The organism is Nakamurella sp., assembly GCF_048594475.1.
In the GTDB taxonomy this organism is placed as follows: domain Bacteria; phylum Actinomycetota; class Actinomycetes; order Mycobacteriales; family Nakamurellaceae; genus Nakamurella.
The window spans coordinates 39831-61514 of the sequence record NZ_JBMDXT010000010.1 but is presented as its reverse complement, the minus strand read 5'-3'; the positions used below and the strand labels follow the sequence as shown (position 1 = coordinate 61514).

At 70.3% G+C, this 21684-nt stretch carries 21 protein-coding genes; 10 read left to right on the top strand and 11 right to left on the bottom strand.

The window, feature by feature from the left end; all coding sequences use genetic code 11:
• Positions 1-86: 86 nt before the first annotated feature.
• A complete protein-coding gene (locus ACOJUF_RS00625; RefSeq protein WP_420119927.1) occupies positions 87-1772 on the bottom strand; it encodes a DUF4041 domain-containing protein in 1686 nt (561 codons plus the stop codon).
• A 413-nt stretch (positions 1773-2185) separates the two neighbouring features.
• On the opposite strand from ACOJUF_RS00625, the gene mobF reads away from it, so the two are divergent.
• The 4 genes from mobF (at position 2186) to ACOJUF_RS00605 (ending at position 8650) form a co-directional block, all read left to right on the top strand.
• On the top strand, positions 2186-5893 hold the full coding sequence (gene mobF / locus ACOJUF_RS00620) for a MobF family relaxase (protein ID WP_420119926.1): 3708 nt from the start codon (positions 2186-2188) through the stop codon (positions 5891-5893).
• Positions 5894-6051: 158 nt separating this feature from the next.
• Complete coding sequence (locus ACOJUF_RS00615) at positions 6052-6738, top strand: single-stranded DNA-binding protein (RefSeq protein WP_420119925.1); 687 nt, start codon at positions 6052-6054, stop codon at positions 6736-6738.
• Positions 6735-7703, top strand: a complete 969-nt coding sequence (locus ACOJUF_RS00610; protein WP_420119924.1) for a hypothetical protein — start codon at positions 6735-6737, stop codon at positions 7701-7703. Before ACOJUF_RS00615 ends, ACOJUF_RS00610 begins: the two co-directional genes overlap by 4 nt.
• Positions 7700-8650 (top strand): hypothetical protein, encoded by a 951-nt coding sequence (locus tag ACOJUF_RS00605; protein ID WP_420119923.1) that lies wholly within the window; start codon positions 7700-7702, stop codon positions 8648-8650. The genes ACOJUF_RS00610 and ACOJUF_RS00605 overlap by 4 nt, the downstream gene beginning before the upstream one ends.
• 128 nt (positions 8651-8778) lie before the next feature.
• On the opposite strand, the gene ACOJUF_RS00600 is transcribed toward ACOJUF_RS00605, so the two are convergent.
• Entirely contained in the window at positions 8779-9063 is a 285-nt protein-coding gene (locus ACOJUF_RS00600; RefSeq protein ID WP_420119922.1) for a hypothetical protein, read from the bottom strand.
• Between the two features lie 72 nt (positions 9064-9135).
• The gene (locus ACOJUF_RS00595; RefSeq protein ID WP_420119921.1) at positions 9136-11025 is read right to left on the bottom strand and encodes a type IV secretory system conjugative DNA transfer family protein; all 1890 of its coding nucleotides are present in this window, start codon (positions 11023-11025) and stop codon (positions 9136-9138) included.
• A gap of 594 nt (positions 11026-11619) precedes the next feature.
• Between ACOJUF_RS00595 and ACOJUF_RS00590 the strand changes: the two genes are divergently transcribed.
• The 6 genes from ACOJUF_RS00590 to ACOJUF_RS00565 all read left to right on the top strand — a co-directional run bounded on the left by ACOJUF_RS00590 (position 11620) and on the right by ACOJUF_RS00565 (position 13840).
• Positions 11620-11922: a hypothetical protein gene (locus ACOJUF_RS00590; protein WP_420119920.1), complete on the top strand. Its 303-nt coding sequence runs from the start codon at positions 11620-11622 to the stop codon at positions 11920-11922.
• Between the two features lie 39 nt (positions 11923-11961).
• Entirely contained in the window at positions 11962-12195 is a 234-nt protein-coding gene (locus ACOJUF_RS00585; protein ID WP_420119919.1) for a hypothetical protein, read from the top strand.
• Positions 12195-12680 (top strand): hypothetical protein, encoded by a 486-nt coding sequence (locus tag ACOJUF_RS00580; protein ID WP_420119918.1) that lies wholly within the window; start codon positions 12195-12197, stop codon positions 12678-12680. The genes ACOJUF_RS00585 and ACOJUF_RS00580 overlap by 1 nt, the downstream gene beginning before the upstream one ends.
• Positions 12680-13270 (top strand): hypothetical protein, encoded by a 591-nt coding sequence (locus tag ACOJUF_RS00575; RefSeq protein ID WP_420119917.1) that lies wholly within the window; start codon positions 12680-12682, stop codon positions 13268-13270. The genes ACOJUF_RS00580 and ACOJUF_RS00575 overlap by 1 nt, the downstream gene beginning before the upstream one ends.
• Before the next feature lie 89 nt (positions 13271-13359).
• Positions 13360-13656, top strand: coding sequence for a hypothetical protein (locus ACOJUF_RS00570; protein ID WP_420119916.1), 297 nt, complete (start codon positions 13360-13362; stop codon positions 13654-13656).
• Positions 13640-13840, top strand: a complete 201-nt coding sequence (locus tag ACOJUF_RS00565; RefSeq protein WP_420119915.1) for a hypothetical protein — start codon at positions 13640-13642, stop codon at positions 13838-13840. The genes ACOJUF_RS00570 and ACOJUF_RS00565 overlap by 17 nt, the downstream gene beginning before the upstream one ends.
• On the opposite strand, the gene ACOJUF_RS00560 is transcribed toward ACOJUF_RS00565, so the two are convergent.
• Genes ACOJUF_RS00560 through ACOJUF_RS00525 form a run of 8 tightly spaced genes read right to left on the bottom strand, consistent with a single transcriptional unit; the run spans position 13827 to position 21468 of the window.
• Positions 13827-14540: a hypothetical protein gene (locus ACOJUF_RS00560; protein WP_420119914.1), complete on the bottom strand. Its 714-nt coding sequence runs from the start codon at positions 14538-14540 to the stop codon at positions 13827-13829. The two genes, ACOJUF_RS00565 and ACOJUF_RS00560, sit on opposite strands and share 14 nt — an antisense overlap.
• A 56-nt stretch (positions 14541-14596) precedes the next feature.
• Positions 14597-16126, bottom strand: coding sequence for an ATP-binding protein (locus tag ACOJUF_RS00555; protein WP_420119913.1), 1530 nt, complete (start codon positions 16124-16126; stop codon positions 14597-14599).
• Positions 16127-16128: 2 nt separating this feature from the next.
• A complete protein-coding gene (locus ACOJUF_RS00550) occupies positions 16129-17595 on the bottom strand; it encodes an SCO6880 family protein (RefSeq protein ID WP_420119912.1) in 1467 nt (488 codons plus the stop codon).
• Entirely contained in the window at positions 17592-19040 is a 1449-nt protein-coding gene (locus tag ACOJUF_RS00545; protein WP_420119911.1) for a hypothetical protein, read from the bottom strand. The genes ACOJUF_RS00550 and ACOJUF_RS00545 overlap by 4 nt, the downstream gene beginning before the upstream one ends.
• A gap of 22 nt (positions 19041-19062) precedes the next feature.
• The gene (locus tag ACOJUF_RS00540; RefSeq protein ID WP_420119910.1) at positions 19063-19269 is read right to left on the bottom strand and encodes a hypothetical protein; all 207 of its coding nucleotides are present in this window, start codon (positions 19267-19269) and stop codon (positions 19063-19065) included.
• Entirely contained in the window at positions 19266-19805 is a 540-nt protein-coding gene (locus ACOJUF_RS00535; RefSeq protein WP_420119909.1) for a DUF6112 family protein, read from the bottom strand. Before ACOJUF_RS00535 ends, ACOJUF_RS00540 begins: the two co-directional genes overlap by 4 nt.
• A complete protein-coding gene (locus tag ACOJUF_RS00530; protein ID WP_420119908.1) occupies positions 19802-20974 on the bottom strand; it encodes a M15 family metallopeptidase in 1173 nt (390 codons plus the stop codon). The genes ACOJUF_RS00535 and ACOJUF_RS00530 overlap by 4 nt, the downstream gene beginning before the upstream one ends.
• Positions 20971-21468, bottom strand: coding sequence for a hypothetical protein (locus ACOJUF_RS00525; protein ID WP_420119907.1), 498 nt, complete (start codon positions 21466-21468; stop codon positions 20971-20973). Before ACOJUF_RS00525 ends, ACOJUF_RS00530 begins: the two co-directional genes overlap by 4 nt.
• Positions 21469-21684 lie beyond the last annotated feature (216 nt).

Here is a 21684-nt window from a genome sequence, read left to right as displayed (position 1 = left end):
CCGTTGCCGGTCACGTTCGGCTTCCCGCTGGATCTGTATAAGTGTGGCGAGGACTCCGCGTCGACGGGCCATTGGTCCAGTTGCTCCTATCGGCTCAGGTCGACGCCGGGGCGGACGTCTCGAGGAAGCTGTGCTTGGCTCTGCCGCCATTCCGGGGCTTCCGCGAGCTCACGGAATTCGACCACGTGATTCGTCCCGACCTTCTCCAGCGCGGCCCGCACCTCGGGCAGGCTTACTCGGAAGAATTCGCGCCGGCGGTTGACCCGGTTGACCCGATGCTGATCGAACTCCCGGTGCAGCGCGGTTTCCAGTGCGACGGCATCGTGGCTGAAGACGAGCGCGTGCACGTCGAACTTGAATGGCACCGACGCGCTGCCCAGCTCGAAGACCCGTTGCAGCGGGTCCTCGCGACGGGTCATACCGATCTTCACGACGCGATCACCGAACGCACCGACATTGGAGATGACGTAGACGTAGCCGACGCGGGTGTTCGCCGCCATATCCTCCACTTCCTCGATGCTGTCGGTGATTTCCGCGAGTCGCTCCCTCGCCTCCAGCGCTGCTGCCTCGTCACCGTTGGCCCGGGATCGCTCGAGAAGGCTCTGGTAATGCGTTTGCTCCTTGAGCAGGTCCTTCTTCCGCTTTTTGAATTCCTCCTGCGCCTTGGCCTCCTCGCGCTGCCGCTGCCGTTCCTCTCGCGCCTCTTCTTTTTCCTGCTCGACCCGGAGGTGATGGTCCGCGGTCAGTTGGAGCTCCTCCAAACGCAGCGCATGGTAGGCCTCGTCGATCGCGACGCCCATCGTGCTGCCATTCTTGATGATCGCCTCCCGGGTTCGCTCCAACCGCTTTCTCGCCGCGTCGATCGTGTGCGCGCGCACGGTGCGGACACAGTTGTCGGCCTCGATGTTGTACGTGCGCAGCATCAGGTCGCTGAACTGACGGACAAGGGCCGCCCCTTCCTTCAGCGATCCGTTCACCATCCAGCCGGATTTGCCGCGGACGGCCGTCCGTTTGCTGATCGCTTCCTTGATCTGCGCACGCAGCCGGTCAAGACGCTTCTTCGAGGCCACGACGTCGTCGAGTGGGTGCCGGAACTGGTAGTAGCCCACTTCCTGGAGCAGCCTGAGCTCGTTCACCTCGACGATCGATTCGCGCGCCTCGCGTGCCTGCCGTTCGAGCGCGTCGACCTCTTCGCGCAGCGCGTCCCGGCGTCGGGCCAGCCGCTCCAGTTCTGACCGGACAGGCGCCAGGTCCGGCTCCGGCATCGTCGGGACCGATGGGGCCGCCGGCTGCTCGGGTTCGGCATCGACGTTGACCCCATACTCGCGAGCCAGGCCGGCCAGGCCGGCAGCCCAGCCCTGGCCAACCGCGCGGACCCGCCATGCACCTCCTCGGCGATAGATCTCGACCAGCACCGCGGTCGGGAGGCCGGACAGACTGGCCGGTGCGAATGTGAGCTTTTCTCCGCTCTCCACCGAAACCGTCAGGAGATCGAGGTTGCTCCCGCCGTCGCTGTTCGCTGCAACGATGACTCGCTCGACGGCCGCCGGAACCAGCCGTAGGTCCAGGCTGAGTCCTGCTTCGGTGAGCGTGACACTGCCGCTCGGGTGGCGAGGAGCGTTGTAGAAGACGAAGTCGGCGTCGCCCTTGACCTGGCCTCGTTCGTCGAGCAACAGGGCGACGATGTCGACTGACGCTCGTCCGGGATGCCGCAGGCGCACGTTGACGGCGCCGCCGACGAGGGGCACATTCTGGCCGGCTATCAGGTCCATGCGCCTCGTGACTGCCCTTCGCAGAAATGACTCCCGGACGCTTCCCCGGTACGGCCGACAACTCGATGACCGCCGCCGCGAGGCCGATGGCCGGATCGCGATGGTCGAAGGCAGGGGACGTCATGATCCCGACTGCAGCAATCCAGATCCCACATGTCGAATCCCCCCGACAAGAAACCTGCCAGCCGACTCCGGCAACGGCAACTTCTGGCTGCACCAGGAGGACCCGCCGACCATGTTTCCGCGGCCGACTCACCACCGGTCCCCCACCGGAAGTCCAGCGATCCATCGCCCATCCAGACCTGGGCGAAAGCTCAACGGCTGGAAGATGCACACCATTTGCACCGCCTCGCCGGAGGCTCGGGGGCAAGATCGTTAACTCGCGAGCGCCGACAACACCTAAGGGCGTGGTGATGAGCTTGGCGAAGATGGCGTCGGTCGACTATCTGGTCGGCCACGTCGCGGTCGGCGATGGCCGCGCCGGCGACGTCGGCGCGTCACCGTTGACCCGTTACTACACGGCGGAGGGCTATCCGCCGGGCACGTGGCTGGGGTCCGGGATGGCTGCCCTCGGCGCCGGCACCATGGCCGGCACGGAGGTGACCGAAGAGCAGCTGCGGGCATTGTTCGAGGAAGCCCGCAACCCATTCACCGGTGATCGGCTGGGGCGGCCGCCGGCGAAGTACCCAACCCGGCAGGAGCGAATCGACCGCCGCATCGCCAAACTCCCCGACACCCTGACCGTCGAGGCGCGGGCTGCGCTGGTGGAGAAGATCACCGCGGATGAGAAGGAAACCAAGACCCGGACCGCGGTAGCCGGGTTCGACCTGACGTTCAGCGTGCCGAAGTCGGTGTCCGCGTTGTGGGCGGTCGCGCTGGCGCCGGTGCAGGAGCAGCTGTATTTGGCCCACCGGGCCGCGTTGGCCGCGACGTTCGAGCTGATCGAGGCCGAGGCGACGTTCACCAGGCTCGGCAGGCATGGCGTCCGCCGGGTCCGAGTCAACGGACTGGTTGCGGCCGCGTTCGACCACTGGGACTCCCGCAAGGGCGACCCGCAGCTGCACACCCACGTCACGGTCGCCAACCGGGTCCAGGGCCCGGACGGCCGTTGGCGCACCCTCGACGGGGCCACCCTGCATCAGGCTGCGGTCGCCTACTCCGACACCTACGACCTGCTGCTGGCCGACGAGGTCACCCGCCGCACCGGCCTGACCTGGGGTCCGCGGGAACGCCGGGCCGGTAGCAACCGGCGGGTCGGCCGCGAACTCACCCCGGTTCCTGACGCGCTGATCGCCGCCTTCTCGCAACGGTCGGCCGACATCGAGGCCGCGGTGGACACCGCGATCGGCCAGTTGGTGTTGCGGACCGGGTGGCGACCCGACACGAACGCGATCAACCGGATCCGGCAGCACCTGACCCTGACCACCCGCGATGCGAAGAAGGCGCCGAACCTGGCCCAGTCCGTGCAGCAGTGGCGCACGACCGCTGAGTCCGTCCTCGGCCAGGACCCCACCACCTGGGCCACCACGGTCACCACCACTACGGCGGACATGTCGCTGCCGCGTGGCGCGGAGCTGGCGGACGTGGAGGTGGAGGCGATCGCGCTGTGCGTGGTGGACGCGGTCTCAACCAGTCGGTCGACGTGGACCCGGTGGAACCTGACCGCGGAGGCGATGCGTCATCTCGCGGCCGGCAACTGCCAGTACGCCTCGGTCGAGGACGCGGTCGCGGTGCGGGACCGGATCGTGGCCGCGGCCGAGCGGCTCTCCGTCTCGCTGACCCCACCCGAACTGGTTCCCACCCCGGTTGTCCTGCGCGAACCTGGCGGCGCGAGCCCGTTCGCGCCGGCCGAGACGTTCACCTCGACCGCGGTGCTGGCCGCCGAGGACGAGCTGCTGCAGCTCGCCGACGACCGGTCCGCACCGACGGTCGATGAGGATCGGGCAGGCCGGGTTGCCGAGCAGGACCTGCCCGGCCGGAACCATGGATTGGCGGAGGAGGATCAGCGACCGGCGGCGGTGCAGATCGTGACGTCGGGGCGGGTGGTCGAGGTGCTTCTCGGGCCGGCCGGCACCGGCAAGACGACCACGATGGCCGGCGTCCGCGCCATGTGGGAAGCGCAGCACGGCCCGGGCAGCGTCGTCGGGTTGGCGCCGTCGGCGGTGGCCGCCCAGGTCCTCGCCGACGACCTGGGCATCGTCACCGACAACACCGCCCAATGGATCACCCAGCAAGACCGGCAAGAGGGGCGGGCGCACCGGATCGCTCTGCTGACCCAGGCGATCGAGAAGGCGAATCACACGGGTCGGATCGACGGGCTGCGGACGGCCATGGCACGGGTGCAGGGTGAGCACGACCGGTGGCGGCTCCGGCCGGGGCAGCTGCTGATCGTGGACGAGGCCGGCATGACCGGCACCTTCACCCTCGCCCACCTCGCCCGGCAGGCCAACGAGGCGGGAGCGAAGCTTCTGCTCGTCGGGGACCCGTGCCAGCTGTCCGCGGTGGAGACCGGCGGCGCGTTCGGCCTGCTCTGCGCCCGCCACCCGGCCCCGCCCACGCTCACCCAGGTCCGCCGCTTCGTCAACCCCGACGGCACCCGCCGCGCATGGGAAGAGGTCGCGGCCGATCGACTCCGGACCGGCGACCCCTCCGCCCTGGCCGACTACGCCGACCATCAGCGGATCGCCTCGGGCGACCAGGACCAGATGACCGACCAGGCGTACACCGGCTGGCTCACCGACGTCCGCGCCGGGATGAGCAGCGTCCTGATCGCCGCGGACAACGACACCGTCGTCCATCTCAACCAGCGCGCCCGCGCCGACCTGGTCCAGACCGGGCAGGTCGACGACGCCGCGACGGTCGTGGTCCGCAACGGGCTGTCTGTGGGCCGCGGCGATGTCGTCGTCACCCGCCGTATCGACCGCACCACCTCCGACGGCACCACCGCCGAACCGGCGGTGGGTGGGCGGTTGGGTGCGGGGTTCGTCCGCAACGGGCAACGCTGGCAGGTGCAACGGGCCCACCGCGACGGTTCCCTGACCGTTCGGCTTCTGGACGCCGGCCAGCCCGGGGCGGCCGCGGTCATCCTCACCCCGGCGTATGTGCGGGAGCATGTCGACCTCGGGTACGCGACCACCGCCCACCGCGCCCAGGGCCTGACCGTGGACACCAGCCACGTCCTGGCCGACGCCCTGACCCAACGCGAGCCGTTCTACGTCGCGATGACCCGAGGCCGGTACGCCAACCACGCCTACCTCGTATTGGACCCGGCCACCACCCTGCGGGACCGGCTGACCCATCCCGTCGGCGGACCCGCCGACCAGGACGCCCACACCACCGCCCAGGTCGCCGACGCCATCACCGCGCATTCCGGCGCCGCCACATCCGCCCACGAGACCATCCGGACCGTGCAGGACCGGGCCGTTTCGATCCGGCAGTTGGCGGACGAGGCCGACACGATCGCCGCCTACGCCCACGACCTGGCCGCCGAAGACCTGCTGCTGACCCTGCTGGGCGACACCCCACCTGTTCGGAGAATCCTGGACGACGAGCATTTCCCGGAGCTGGTCCTGGCCATCCGGCACGCCCACATCAAGGGCGTGGATCTGACCCGGGAATTGCCGGTCATCATCGGTTCCCGACCCCGCGAATCCCTGACCGCGGACAATCTCACCACCATGATCCGCACCCATTTGCGTTCGCGCACGTCGGCATTCCAGCCGACCCTGGTCGCCGGCCTCATCATCGACGCCACCGCCGGATTGTCCGACCCGGAAATGGTCACCGCGATCGGTAAACGCTACGAATTGATCGAGCAACGCGCCGACCACCTCGCCGCCGAAGCGATCAATATTACGGCGCCGTGGACGAACGCGATCCCGGCATCAATGAACAACGAACAGCGAAGCGCGGTCATTCGTGTTCTGGCGACCTACCGGGATCGCTGGGACATCACCGACCCGACACCACTCGGGAAACGTCCCGACGATTCCGCTGCATCGGCCCAGCAATCCGACCACCGGCGTCTGTCGGAAATGCTGCGCAGGCTCACCACCGATTCTCGACCGCAGTGGGATTCGAGTCTCGACCCGTCGACGCAAAGGTCCGGGCGGACGTTGTGAATCATGCGGCGCCGGTTTGTCTGTCGGCGCGCGGATAGCTCACCGATCGGGGCGGCACTGGTGGGTGGCGTCAAACGACGCCGGCGACCCCCAGTGCCGATCGGCCGACGGCACCCGGGTTCGCCGACCGTATCCCTTCCATTGTTGGGAGAGTTCGCATGCCCGCACGAATCACAATCGACGGCAACCTGACCGCCGACCCCGATTTCGGGGTCAGCAACGCCGGCACCAGCTGGGCGCACCTGCGCATCGCCAGCCACGACCGCGTCAAGCGCAACGGGGAATGGACATCCACCGACCCCGAGTTCTTCAACATCACCCTGTTCGGGAAGGCCGCCGAGGACGCCGGCGACAACCTGCACAAGGGTGACCGGGTCACCGTCGAAGGCCGCCCCGAACTGGAACTGTTCGACCGCCGAGACGGCTCCACCGGCGGCACCATCAAGGTCTACGCCCGCACCGTCACCCCGACCGTCGACGACCGATCCACCGACCCGAATGGCCAGGACATCGCCCAGGACACGACACCGGTCATCCACCACACCGGCGAGGCGACGGTGGTCGTCGGTGTCGGCCGGACCGCGACGGCGCTGCACCGCACCCTGAAGGATCACGGGTTCCGTTGGACGGCCGCGACCACGAGCTGGAACCTCCCGGCAGGCATGGACGAGCACACCCGGGCCGCCCGGGTCAGCGACGTCCTGTCCGTCGTCCGCGAGAACGGCCGCGACATCCCCGTCGTCAACCAACCCGCCCACGACACGAACCGCTCCCCCGCGGTCACCGCCGGCGTCGCGCCCTCCCCCACGACGGAGCAGGCCGTCACCAACGGGCGGTCGCTGTGACCGCGGCCCCGGTCAACGGGTACGACCCCGCACTCGACGACTCCGACCGGCACCGGCACTTCGCCGCCAACGTCCTGCAGACCCTTCGCGAGGACTACCGGCTCCGCACCGACGAGGCCGAACTGGCCTTCGGCCGGTACCTGCGTCGGCAGACCAAATGGGTCACCCCGGACGAGGCCGCCTACGACGCCTACCGTTGGTGGACCCCGACGGTCGAACCGGCCGTCGTCCTGGCCCGGGAGGCCGAACAACGCGCCCACGCCCACGCCGGCAACCCCGATCCCGACCCGCTGGCGTCCATCGTCGATCGAGTCGGTGACGACGCGGACCGCAGCCGAACCGAGTCCGTGCAGGCGGACCTCGCCGCCGCGGAAGCGGCCCTGTCGCTGATCCGCGGCCGGGGTCAACGGCACGGGTTCACCAGCCTGGACGTCGAACTCGTCGGCCGGCTCAAGCAGGTCCTGGACGAGTCACCGGTGTGGGACACCATCACCCCCGACGACACCGTCCCGGCCGATGCATCGCCGCGGGGCGATCTCGAGCCGGCGTTGCGCCCGGAAACCGTGCGATCCAACGACGACTGGGACGACATCATCGCCATCGACGCCGCGTTCGCCGGCCGCAAGATCACCGTGCTGCGCCCACCCGGCCCGGGGGGCTTCGGCTACGTGTTCCTGTCCGACGTCCCCAACCACGGGGGCACCATGGAGGGTGCCGACAACTCGAAGATGGGCATGATCGCGTCCGGTGACGCGACACCCCACCCCGAGCGTGCCGCCGAGTACGACGCCCTGGGCAAGCAGGTCCGCCGTCAACTCATGGGCCTGGTCGACGCCGTCGCCGAATCCCGCGAACGCCGCCAGGAGCAGGAGATCCGACGCCGCACCGCTGCCCTGCCCACCCTGGGTGGACCGGTCGACGCCGCCCACCAGCAGGCCCGGCTCACCCGTGGGACGGGCCGGTGACCTCACCGGTCTTCGACCCGGCCACGTTCGGCGGGCAGGCCAGCTCACCACCGGTCCCGATGGTGGTGTGCTGGGACGACCTGCCCGCCGACGCCTACAGCCACGCGCTGGCCGACCTGGGCGACTGGATCGGCTGGCTCCGCGGCACCTACCGGATCCCGGCCACCGTCATCCCACCGTGCTGGTTCACCCACCCCGCCCTCCGCGAGGACATCGGGCACCTGTGGACCGGGTGGTTGCTCACCCGCCACCCCGACGCCGGCGTCGGCATGATCGGCCTGGACTGGGACCAACGCCGCGAAGCCGCCGTCAACCGGCTCCGCGAAGCCACCGCGATCACCGGCTGCACCGCCACCCGCCACCAGGCCGAACCCGAACCTGCCGCCGCGACACCCCCCGCAGGTGACCAACTGTGGCACGACCACCTCGACCAGCAGACCCGGCAACGCATCCGCGCGGCCGCCCTGCAGGCCGCCGCCGACGTCGTCACCGACATCCTGCAAGCAGCGGAACTACGCCACGACCTCGCCCCCGCGATCCTGGCCGACACAGTGGAGAACCCGGCGGGTGCCACCGACCAGGACCGCGAGCAGGTCGCCCAACGCCTGCAGGAACTGGCCGCCGAAGCCGTCGACCGGGCCGCACAATCCGCCGCGGACGCCGCCCGGACCGTCCTGGACGCGCAACAGCACACAGCCTGCGAGACCGTCGTCGCGGACGAACGCCGCGAACTCGCCGACCTCTTTGCGAGGGAGGCGCTCGCCGGCGAGACAGGCCCACCCACAACGGAGATCAGCCAGTTGTGGCTGGACAGCCTCGAGCAGCTGCTGCCCGCCGCGATCGCCGCGGAACGGGCCGCAGCCGCCGCCTCCACACGCGCCACCGCGGTCGACCAACGCGCGTCCGCTCGTCGCCGCCATCCCGACATCGGCGATCTGCTCCAGTAGACGCCGGTTCAGGTGTTTCACTATGAAACACCTGACGAAGCTGCCGGGGCCCGCCCTGTAACTGCGCCCAGGTGTTTCATCATGAAACACCTGGGCGGCAAGCAGCCCGACACCGGCGAGTTCGGAATTCAGCGCTCACACCGCATGGCCTGCACCAGCACGATGGTGGCCGCTCGCCGGCCGAGCCGGCGCAGATGTGGTGTCGCGTCCCAGGCGATGTGGATCCGAGCGTGGTGGACATGGCAGAGAGGCGTGAGCTGATCGTGCTTCTCGTTGCCGAGTCGCCCGTAGTCCATGTGGTGCAGCTCGACCGGACGGACGCCGCAGACGACGCAGACCGCGGGCTGGTGGGTGCGCGCCCAGTGCTCGCGGAACCAGCGGCGTTTCCGGGCGACCCAGGCCGGGCTGTTCATGTAGTCGGCGTACCAGCCGCGGCGGGCCCACCGGCTGGGTGTCCACGCCGAACCAGCTCGGGGCGGCCGCACTTAGTAGTCCTCGACCGGTTCGGCCAGGATCGGGTGGTCGGTGCCGGCGCGGCTGATCGTCGCCTCGACCCGTTCACGGCCGGCCAGGAGCGCCTTGCGGTCCCGGCGGCGGTAGTAGGCGGTCATCCGGACGAGCATCGGGTCCAGGCCCTTATAGAACATCAGCATCGTGCCTTCGGGCAGTCCGCGGATCTCCCCGGTGGTGAGCACCGCCCGGGTCCGGGTCTGCTCCGAATACGACCGGCCGGCCCCGAACCCCAGCACGCCCCCACCCTTGCCGGTGGACGCCTGCCACGAGGTCTCATCGCGATCGCCGGCGATCGCGACGAAGTCCCGCAGGTTCTCCGCGTCGGTGACCCCACCCAGGATCCCGGTGATCGTCGCCGAGTCCCAGATCGCCTTCGCCGCATCACTGCCCCAGGACCGGGCCATCTGCGCCCGCGACTGGATCACCGCGATCGTCACGATCCCCGACCCCCCGTACGCCGACACATAGGTCGGCAGGGCGGGAAGCGGCGCCCAGTTCGCGATCTCGTCGAGCACCAGTGTCAGCGGCGGATCCAACCGCGACCGCAGCGAGTGATCGGCCAGGTCCTTCGCGGTGCGGGTGATATCCGCGACCAGACACTGCAACAACCGGGACGCCGGGTCGTCCGCCTCCGCCAACAGATACAGGGTGCCCTGGTCGGCGAGAAACTGCTGCGGGTTGAAGTTCTCGCCCGGACGCGGGTCGAACCGGCGGCGGACCGCGGACAGGTCCAGGCCGGCCAGGGCCTTGCCGACGCCGGCCCACACGTTGCCGCGGAACTTCTCATCCCCCTCGACGACCTGGGCCAGGGTGTCCGCCCACCCCGGTTCGACCCGCTCGCCGACGCTCGCGTCGCGGCCGTCCAGGTTCTGCAGCACGGCGAGCGCGGACCGCGCGGCGACCGCGGACTGGGACCACCGCCACAACTCGTCGACCCCGGCGCCGGACCAGGCGGCGGCGTGCAGCAAGGTCTTGATGACCTTCTCCGACCAGCCCTGCCAGAACGACGCGTCCTCCACCCCGCTGGAGGAGCCGGCCGCGAGGACCTGGGCGCGGGCCGCCGCCACCCGGCCGTCCCGGCAGCCCTGGATCGGGGACCAGCGCACCACCTCGGCAAGTCCGTCCATCGACCCGTCGGTGGCGATCACCGCGACCGGACCGGTGGTCCGTCGGTGAGTGATGGTGACGGATAGGACGTCGGGACGGGTCGAGGTGGCCACGACCGCGCCGGGCGCGTCCAGGATGCGGTTGTTGACGACGTAGACGCCCTTGCCGGCGCCGGACGGGCCGAGCAGCACGACCGAGTCGCGGACGCTGGTCCATACCCGGACGCCGCGGGCCGTGCCCCAACACCACCCCAACTCCCCTGGCCCGAGCCGGCCGGCCAGGGTGGGTCGCAGTTCGGGGGCGCTGCGCCGCAACCGTTTCGACCCCACCGCGGCGGTGATCGCCCGGCTGGTCGCCATTCCCGGGCGGGACGCCAACTCCGTGAGCCGGCCCCGCCGGCGCAGTCCGCCGCGCAGCCGGGCGAACGCGACCGCGCCGACCGTGAGGAGCGCGCCGGTGACGGTCGTGGTGATCCACCAATAGGCGGGCGCGTCGGGCATCGCCGAGTCCCAGGCGGCCGCGGGGTTGTCCCGGTCGGTCAACAGCGCCCGCACGCCGGCCGTCACGGGGCCGGCGGCGAACCCGTTGCCGGTCAGCAGGCTCGCCGCCTGCCCGCCGACCCACAGCAGCAGGCACCCACCGACGACCAGCAGCACCACCCCGATCAGCGCCCAGTCCATGTCGCCTGCCCGTGCCGGCGCCTTCGACGTCGAGTTCGTCACCGATTCCTCCTCCAGGACCGACGTGAACGCCACGCCGATCCGCACCCTGTGGTGCGGTGCCCGCCGGTGGATCAAGCCCGTACGGGCGAACGGCACCTCCTGGGTGGGCGATCCGGCGCCGGAGGGGGCGCCGGTCGCTGCCAATCAGCCCGGGACGGTTCGTTCTCCCTCTCTGCGCTCCTCCGCCCGTCCCGCCCGACCGGATCCGCCGCGTCCGGACGCCACGATCGAGCCGGAGCGCGGAAAACGAGCACCGGCACCGACGCTCCGGCCTGACCGGGGTGAACGTGAGGCCCGAACTGCCTTAGTGGACAGGCCGCACAGCGGCCTGACAGTTCGGGTCGCCCAGTGGGGCTCCCGCCCTTCCGGCGGGCCGACCGACGGTCGATGGTACGGGGCCGGGTCAAGGGCTGCGGCGATGCCGCCCACTGCCGATCCGTTCGGGTGAATCCGCTCCCCCGCTTCGCTCCTCCACAGATCCACGCCGAACCGATCCGCCCCGGTCGTCCTCGCGCCTTCGGCCCCTTGCCCCGACCCCCGATCACAGCCGTGATCGGCCCGCCGGAAGAACGGCTGGCCCCGACAAACCCCTGCCCTCGGGCAGCCACACCAGGAGGGACACGAATCATGCCCACCAACCAGCACGACGACCCCACCGACCGGCGAACCGTCCGCATCCCCGGCAGCCAGGACCATGCCGGCCATCACCTGATCACCGTCACCCTCCCCTGGGTCTGCCCAGCTTGTGGTGGACCACGCGGCGAGATCACGCCGGCGATCTCCTATGACGGCTCCCGCCGCCTCGGCTGCGACGCCTGGACCAACCCGTGCGGACACCTGGACACCTACGCCGCAATCCGACTCGAAACCGCGATCGGCCGGGCGAGTGCGCCGGGCGGGCAACAACTCCCGTTGGTCGACCGCACCTGAGTGCAGACCATCCACCCGTTCAGGAAGGACCGAACCGTCATGGGTCACCTCGTGCGCACCATCACCGCCCTGCAGCTGCAACTTGGCGACGTCGTCATCCCCGACACCGGAGGGCACCGGCACGTCACCCAGCACCGCATCCAGGGCGCCCACCCCGTCGTCGCCGTCCAGTACGCCGAGATCCCCGGCGCCACCAGCTACTACCCACCCAGCATGCCGCTACTAATCGAGATCCCCGACGTCACCGCCGCGTCCGCCTGCCGGAGCCTCTGATGACCAGCACCGAAACCTCCCAGCACCACGCCCAGCTGCGGGCCTGGGCCAAGGGCAACTACGGGCTGGAAGCCGCCACCGAACTGCTCATCCGCGGCTTCAACGGCCGGTTCGCCGACCCCGGCAACCCCTGGATCCACCCCACCACCTCCGGCCACTGGATCGACTTCGACACCATCCCCGCCCAAATCGGCGCCCTTTCCGGCGGGGAACAACGTTTCCTGCAGATCACCTCCGCCCTCAACGACGGCGACACCACCGTCAACCTCGGCCGCGCCCTCGCCGGCCTGGACCGCCACCACGTCCACCTGATCCTCGCCGGAATCGCGCACGCTGCCGGCACCCACGAACACCAGCAGATCAGGTTCCGACCCGACCGAACGGTGACCTTCGCCCGGCCCGGCGCGATCTACCGCTGGGACCAGCCCGCCTCGTCGCCAGCGGAGACCCCCGGGCGAGGCACCGCAGTCAAGGCGATCAGCTGATGGGCGCGTACGCCGGACGCAATCCCATCGCCGAGGCAGTCCGCCGCGCCAACCGCAGCAAGACCGAGCTGCCGCCCAGCGCCGGTCAGCAGATCCTGGCCACCGTCAGCATCGCAGGCGAACAGCAGCTGACCCTGGACACCCACGGGTCCGGTCACCGCCGCGACTGGGGCGGCCACATCGCCGTCGCCACCGACAATCTCCTGATCTATCTGCACGACCAGCTCGCCGCCCGCCAGTACGCCGGAGCATGGATCGATTCCTGGTACAACGCATCCCGTCTGCCCAAGACCGTCCAGACCCGCCCCGCCACCCACGGACCGGTGATGATGGCCCGCGCCCACGGGACCGACACGGTCGACCACGTCTTCGACGCCGCCCACAATGTCGCGCTCATCCGGATCGGCGGCCTGACCTGGCGCATCCATGACCAGGCCGCCTGGGCCAGCACCGAACGCAAGTGGCGAGAGGTCTCCGCCCTGGCCCCGCTGGTGCTGCCCGTCACCCGCTACAAGACCCCGCCGAAGGCCGCCGACGAGTCCCGGCAGCCGGCTTGGGCCGAACTCCCCGGACGCCGACCCACCCTGTGACCCGTTCAGCCGCACCAGGTTATCCACATCGAAGGTTCTATCCACATTTCCGAACATCCTGCTTGGCAGGTCGTTCCAAGGAGTCGACCGTGAACGGCATGTACACGATCACCATCACGCTGCCGAGAGCCGGCAGCGACGCCGACGCCGAGGTCTGCGAACGGCCGGATGTGGAGTCCACCGTGGACGCCCTCGGTGACGCCCTGGCCGTGTGGATCGCGCCGGGCCGCACCGTGCGGTGGGAGATCGGTTGCCCCAGCGGCCGCGACACCGCCGGGCAGATCACCATCCACGACCCGGCCAACACCGAGCCGGACGTCCACCGGCACCTGCAGTCCGTCCGCCAGGTCCTGACCGAGGAGGCCACCGATGCCGCACGCACCTGACACCACCACCCGCGGATTGACGATCGCCCGGTACGTCGGCAACGTCGTGCTCATCGTGCTGGGCACCGCCGCCGCCGCGGTCGTGCTTTACTTCCTGGTCGTCCTCGGCACGCTGATCCTGGGCGTGCTCGCCGGGCTGGTGCTGGCCCGGATGGCCGCCCGCATGTTGTTCACGATGCGCTAACCGATCGGTTCTGCGCCCAGAGCTCGCCCAGTTCCTCGATTCTGGCGGACAGCCGCCCGTCGAGCAGATGAGACCGGCCGGCCGTGACCGGGCCATGGTTCTTCTCGCTGCGGCCGAGGCCGACGCTGCCGTCGTCGCAGCGGTAGAGGGTGACGTGTTCGCCCCAGCTGAGCCGGTGCGTCTCGACATGATCCGGCGAGGTGATGTCCGCGCCGTCGCCGACGACAGCGTGTCCGCCGATGCGCAGCGGGCCGGCGATGCTGGCGGTGCCGCAGACGATCGCGTGGCCGCCGACCTGCGCCCGGCCACTGACCCAGGCTTCCCCGGCGACCAGGGCGTGGCCATGGATCCAGGCGTGCCCATCCACGACCGCCCCGCCGGTGACGGTGGCGTCACCGAAGGCCTGGGCGTGGCCGGCGACGCTCGCGTGCCCGGAGACGACGGCCCGGCCGAACACCCACGCGTCACCATCGATCGTGGCGTGGTCGACGGCTGCGGCCCACCCGGACAACACCGCCCGACCCTGGAGGGTCGCGGCGCCGCCGAGCATGCCGTGCTCGACGAGCTGCGCCCGGTCGGAGACGGTGACCGCGCCCAGTGCCACCGCGCTGCCGCCGACGACGGCCTGGTCCCGTATGACGGCGCCGGCCGCCACCCGGGCGGTCACGGCGACCCTCGTGCGGTCGTCGAGAGACGTCACGGCGCTATTCGCTACCGTTCGGACAAGAATCGGGATCTGCTTGAACATGGTTGTCCTCACTGGGTTTTCGACATGGTGGACATACGCTGGTCGGTGTTGAACATGATCTTTTCCCGGTCGGACAGGATTGTATGGACCCGGAACGATTTCGACGGGAGCTTCCACAGGGCCTCGCCGACGCCGGCGCCGGCGACCACCTCCCGTTCGGCCTGGGTGAGGGCGAGATCGCTGGTGGCCCGTTCCAATTCGCCGGGCGCCTGCCGGAACACCACCCTGGTGTCGCACAGCGACAGCAGGCCCTGGGCCTTCTTGACCGCGGCGGAGTCGGCGTGGCCGACCTTGTCCGGGTCGGACAGGGCGTGCATGGCCAGGATGTTCGCGATCCCGTAGAACCGGGACAACCGCAGATCGGTGTTCATCCGGTCCAGCTGGGCCTCGCCGCCGATGATCCGCCACGCCTCGTCGTACACGAACAACCGTTGCCCGAAGCTGGGGTCGGCCATCGTCGACCCCACCCACGCCGAGCAGCACAACATCACCAGCGACTGCAACAGGTCGTCATCGCCCAGGGCGGCGGAGCCGAGGGCGATCATCGGCGCCTGCGGGTCGAACCGCACCGTGGACGGCCCGTCGAACAATCCGCCGAGGTGCCCGTTGATCAGCGAGGACAGCACCGCATACACCGGCTGCCCGCGGTGCCGCAGCAACTCCACGTCATACCCAGCCGCCCGGGCCCGGTCCGGGTCGGGGTTGGCCAAGTGATGCGCCACGTCCGGCAGCGTCGGGGTCCCGGCCTGGTGGACGGCGGTGGCCAACGCGAGGTCGAGGGCGGCGACCGCGAGCGGTTCCAGCGGGGCGATCGCCGGGGCGGCGGTCGCGACCAGCGCGACCAGCAGCTTCTGTCGGCGGGACCACACCTCGGTGTCCCACATCAGCTGGTCTTTCCCAGCCGGTTTGACCCCGGCATCCAGCGGGTTGAGCCGGGCCGGCAGGCCGCGGCCCAATCGGATGCCTTGCCCGCCGAGGGCGAGGGCCAGGCGGAGCCAGTCGTCCTTGGGGTCGCCGGGGACGACGATGCGGCGGCCGAACGGTAGGTTCCGCACCGCGAGGGCCATGGCGGTGTTCGTCTTTCCCCAGCCGATGTTGCCGACCATCATGATGTTGGTGTTCGACACCAACCTCGGGCGCCGGTTGTACAGGTCGAACCCGCAGTAGCAGAACGACGCCCCCGAATACGAGTCCCGGCCGACGTAGACGCCGGAGGCGCCGAGCCCGCCGTCGGCCAGGAACGGGTACACGTGCGACAGGTTCGCCGTCGTCGCCCGATGCCGCCGCAACTGCAGGCTCCGCTTGGTGCGGCCGGCCCAGGCGCGTTTCTCTCCGGCCTTCGGGGTGCGGGACCGGTACTCCGCCCGCCGCGCCAGCTTCTCGGCGGCCTTGGCGGCGGCGGCCCGTTCTTGCTGTTCCCGGACGAGCTGATCGGCGGCATCTCGCCACAGTCGTTGGGTGCGGCGACGAGACGCTCGTGTGGTGTCGTCGGGCAGGAACCCGCCGGAATGAGCGGTTTGCTCATGGTTTTCACGCATCGTCAGAATCCTCGGGTGAGGGGGAGGGCGCCGGCGGCGAACGACTGCATCTGCTGCCCGGCCAGCACCCGGGCCTCGCAACCGGCCTGGATCGCGGCCTGCCGCACCGCCCCCACCGCCAGCGTCAATTGGTCCAGGGTGGGTGCGGAGACAACGAGGAGGCCGGCGTAGCCGATGTCGCCGTGGCCGGCGTTGATCTCCGCCTCCCGCTGCAGGGTGTCGGACAGTTCGTCGGCGTCGGCGTGGTTCTCCACCTGACCCAAGCGGTGCCGGTCGTGCGCGTTGGAGATCAGCTCGGTCTTGTCGTGCTGCACCTGCTTGAGGGCTTTCGCGGTCGGGACGGGTTCGTAGATCAGGCTCAGCCGCCGGTCGATCCCCGGAGTGAGCACCAGCGGGGCGAGGAACGTCGGGTAGACCAGGCTGCGCGGCCATTCGATCAGCCACAACACGCTGTGGTAGGCGGTGTCCGACCGGAGGTAGTCCCAGTGTTCCTGCACCGCCAAGGGTCCCGCCGACGCCAGGTCGCGGCCGGCGGTGGGCCGGTAGTCCAGCATCGGGCGGATCGCCGGGTCGTACGCGCACCGCAACTCATACGCCAACTCCCCGGCGGTGAGCCAGCCTTCGACGGCGAGACTGGATGCGGCCAGGGCGGCCTCGACCACCCGCCGTTGCCCGGCCAGCACCTTCAGGGCGCCGGGGTGGCCGCCGCCGGACTTGCGGATCAACCCCCGGCAGCGTTTCGAGTCCAACGTGAGGGCGAGCAGGACGTCGCTGCGGGACGACGCGGGGCCGGCGATGTCCATCAGGTCCCGGTAGTTCTCACTGGCCCACTCCGACAGGTCCTGCCCGGCGGCGTGCTGGGCGTAGTAGTCGCGCAGGCCGTCGCCGGAGTCCGGGACGCACTGCTCCAGCACCTGGACCCGGCTGATCAGGTTGGACTGGCAGATCCCGGCCAGCACCCGCCCCCACCCGCTGACCTGGGCGTCCTGGGTCTCCGGGTCCAGCAGCAGGAACGCCGGCGCCCGCAACCGCAGCACCGCCGTGTACCCACCCGTCCACGGATCGTGCACCGTGACCGACCCGTCCCCGGCAGTGAGGGTGACCAGCCGGGCCTCCTGCCCGGGCAGCGCGAGCCGGCCAGCGGTCCGAGGGGTGGCGGTGGCCCGGAACCCGTTCTGCCGGGTCCGCTTGCGCCGCCAGTAGTGCCACAGGATCGGCGACCACTCGACCAGCGGGAACCCGTCCCACCGCACCAACGCCAGGGCGGTGAGCGGACCGCCGACCAGCAACGCCACCCAGAACGCCGCCCCGACACCGGCCAGCGGCACCGTCGCGGCGACCAGCAGCACCGCGCCCAGCAGGGTGACCGCCTGCGGCACCGACAGATTCATGATCAGGCCGCGGCGGGACCGCCGCGCCAACCGCGCCGTCCGCGGCGCACTCGTGGTCTGCTTTTCGGTGGTCGTCATCCGCGGGAACCTCCACCAGTCGGGGTCAGGATCGGCGTCGACGGCGGGCTGGTGGTGAGCAGCCGGCGGGATCCGTCGACCTGCTGCGGGCCCAGCACCCCCTGGGTCTCGGCGACCAGGAACATCCGGTCCGCCTGCGACCGGGGGATCGACAGTGCCTGAGCGGCGCCGGCCGGATGAACCAGCGGGTGGTGCCCGCCCTCCTGGGCCTGCCGGCCCAGGTACTCGTTCATCCGCGGCCACTGCACCCCGTCCGGCGACTCCCCCGAGACCGGGGAACCGGTCGCCGCAGCCGGCGACGGACCCGCCGGCTCCACCCCGGCACCCGACGCCTGCGCATCATCGCCCGATGACGTAGCCGCCGATGGAGTCGCGGATCCGGTTAAGGCGGAGGGTTTTCCATCCCCGGCCGCCTTCCCGGCCGCTGAGCCGACATCGGGCCTTCCGCCGACGGCCGCCGCCGGACTCGCAGGCGAAGCGGCCTTTCCACCGTTGCCGGCGGCTTTGCCGGCGAGCCATCCGCCGACCGCGCCGGCGCCCCCGGCCAGGGCAGCGGTGCCGGTGCGGGTCATCCCCACACCGCGGCTCGCGTTGCGCAGCGCCGCGGCGGTACCGGTGGTGTTGGCCGCAGTGATCTGATCGGACGCGAAGTGCACGAACTGCAGCACCGCCAACGGGCTGAACGCGGCCAGCAGCACCCACACCGACCCCAACAGCGCATCGGAGATGTCCCCGGTGATCGACGACGCGACCGCACTGTAGGCCAGGGTCAGGATCGCGCAGATCACGAACTTCGACAGGGCCAACGCGAACACCAACTCGGCCCACTTGGTCGCCCACGACCTGGTTTTCCCCGCGGCGAGGCCGGCCATCGCGAACGGCGCGAACACCAGACTGGCGATGATCATCGCCTTGCGCAGCAAAAGGACGACGATGACCGTGGCCCAGGCCAGGATCCCGAACCCGGCGAGCAGGGTGACGACCAGCCACCCGGACCCCTCGATCGCGCCCTGCATCGCGAACGCCTTCTTGATGCCGTCCTGCGCCGCCTGCTGCGCCCCACCCAGCACGGAGGCGGAGAACTGGTCCACGATCAGCAACAGGCCGGCGGTCAGCACCGCACACGCCGAACCCAGAAACAACCCGAGGGCGCTGCCCCACACCGCCCGCCACAACCCGGACGGGGACCGGGCCAGCATCGCCGTCACCACCTGCACCACAAACAGCAACCCGACCAGGGGTAGGACCAGGTACCGCATCATCCCCAGGACGTCCTGCAGGTAGTCGGCCCCCACGTTGATCCGCAACCCGGAATTGATCTGGTCGATCGCCTTGAGCATCATCCACTGATTCGCGTTCACCGCCCCCGCGGCGATCCGCTTGAGCACGTCGTCCGAGGTATCGGACAACCAGTCCTGCACCCCATCCGCCACCACCATCGTCATCGTCTCTCAGCCCCGATCGTCATCATTGGAAGGTGCCGCATTCGTTCCACTCCCCCGGTCCGGCCGCGTTTTCCAGCAGCGCGACGACGACGGCCTTCTTGTTCGCGTTGTCCCGCAACGCCACCCACGCCGACCGCATGTCCCCCGACGCGTCCAGCGTCAGCTGGGTGTCGTCGCCGCCCCACGGGTTCGGGTGCCGGATGAACGCCTCGTCCAGGTCCTGGTTCAATTTGTCCAGATCCCCCGGGCCGTAGTCCCAGGCGCCGAACACCATCCCGGTGCCCTCCCGGCAGGAGAAATAGTTCCGGGGGCAGTCGCCGCCCTGCCCGGCGCGGCTGCTCGCACACGACCGCGCCCGCTCCGCCAGACCGCTGTCCGTGGGAACGGGGGAAGGCCGTCTTTCGTGCGGACCGTGTTGATGTTGCCGGTCCACCGCTCCGACAGGTCCAGGAACTCCCACACCCCCGGCACCTCCGGGGCGTCGGAGATGGCGTAGTCCTTCGGGTCGCCGGCGAACTCCCGCGCCTGGCCGCTCGTCCACTGCACGTAGGTGAACCCGCCGCCCAGCAGCAACGCCGCGGCCAGGCTGACCGCGACCCCGGTCCGGGCGCGGGAGACGACCGTGCCGTTCGCGGCCAGGGACCCGACGGCCCACGTCGCCGCGCAGGCGACGACCGCGGCCACCGCCAGGACGAGCGCGAACAGGGCGCCCTGGTTGATCCAGCTGGTGATCGCCTCGGTCCCGGGTTGTGGTTGCCAGTTCATGAGATCGCCCCGTACTCCCAGTGCCACGGTTCAGGTTTCGACCAACCCGGTTGCGCCCACGGCGGGTGGACCCAGCCGAACCGGGCGGCGTTACCGGTGAGCCAGTCGAACGCCGCCCCGCTGCCACTGTTGACGCCGCAGCAGGCGCCGATGTCGACCGCCTTGGCCCAGCCGTGGTTGCTGGTGCCCGGGTCGGCGCACAGGCTGCCCTTCTCCGCCCGGCAGGCGACCTGCTCGTCGTAGGAGCGGTAACCGTCGGTGATCCCGATGTCCTGCCCGAACACCGCCCGGAACGCGCCGTTCATCTGGTCGAACGCAGCCGCCGCGCCGCACTCCAGCAGCAACCCCGGTGCGGACGGCACCGGGCACAACGCCGTCACCGGGATCCGCCCGTTCTCATACCCACCCCACGCCGCCGACCCACCACCATCGGTGGTCGCGACTTGCACGATGGACGGCGAGCCGCAGCCCGGGTCGGTGTTCGCGACCGGGACCGCCACTGCCGTGCCGCCGGCTGTTGTGGTGAGGGTGGTGACGATGCCGGTGGCCTGCTCGTACATGTCGCGGTAGATGCCGCCGTCCGACGACGGGGACCCCTGCACCGTCTGTCCCGCGTTCCACGGCGGCATCCCCCGCCACCCCGGCACCTGCACCAGGCGGTCGAAGAACTTCCCCGCCGCGGTCGCCGGGTCGATCAACTCCCCCGGGGTGCCCCAGCCGGTCATCGGCCGCTGCTGGAACAGGCCGATCGAGTCCAAGTTGTTCCCGACCCGATCATGCGGAAACGCCAGGGATTTCCGGGCCACCGCCCGCTCCGCGTCGTTGAGCTGCCGACCCTCCGCCGACCCGACCAGGGTAGAGGTGCCGTCGTTGGCGTAGTTGAACAGCGTCGACTCCGCCAGGGCGACGGACACCCCGATCGCCGCCCCCGTCGGGCCGAGGCCGCGGCCCAGCGCGACCGAGATGATGATCTTCGCGTTGCGTTCTTGCGCCGCATCCAACGCACCACTGGTGCTGCCCGGTACCGGCACGCAGCTGAAGGCTCCGGGCCGGGCGCGGGTGGTCGGTGGGTCGGCGACCGCGGCGACCGTGACCGCGGCGGCGACGCCAATCAGCAGTGCGACGGATGCCGGCGCGATCAGCTGGATTCTGCGGACGGTGCGGATCATTTCGACCCCAACGCGTCCTGCAGGTGCGCCGGCAGGACCCCGTCCAACGCGCAGAACGTGGTGGCCGGCGGGCACGCCACCGTGATCCCCAACTGCACTGGCACTACCGTCGAAGACCCATCCTTCGTGGTAACCGTCTGCCGACCTGTCACGTCGACCCCGTACACCCCAGGCGAGACACCGATCCCGGCCAGCCGGTTCGCCGCCCACGACGACACCCGCACCCCGGTCAACTCGACCGTCACCGTCGTCCCGTTGCGGCGCATCGACTCCAACGCCGGCCCCGACGGCGTCAACGCCGCCAGATCCTCCGCCAGCCGGGCCTCGTCCCCGTACGGGGCCGGCGCGGCCGCGTGCAGCAGGTCCTGATTCAGCGCCTGGAAGTCAGTCGACGGGTCATACGCCAACAGCGCCTGCGCGACCAGACGCGCGAACTTCAAATGGTCCGTCTGTCCGCCGATGAGCTCGGAGTCCGGCCGGCCACCCGGCAACATCACCGACGAACTCGTCGAGACCGGCGCGGTGGACGCAACCACCGCCGGCCGGGACGACCGAGCCGGCGCGGTCGCCGGAGCCCGGCTCGCCGACGAATCATCCGAGGACAACGCCACGATCGCGGTCACGACGACCAGGCCGGCCAGACCCAGCCCACAGGCCACCAACGTCCAGCGACGAAGCCCGTTCGGGCGCGCAGGAGTCAACATTGCCGC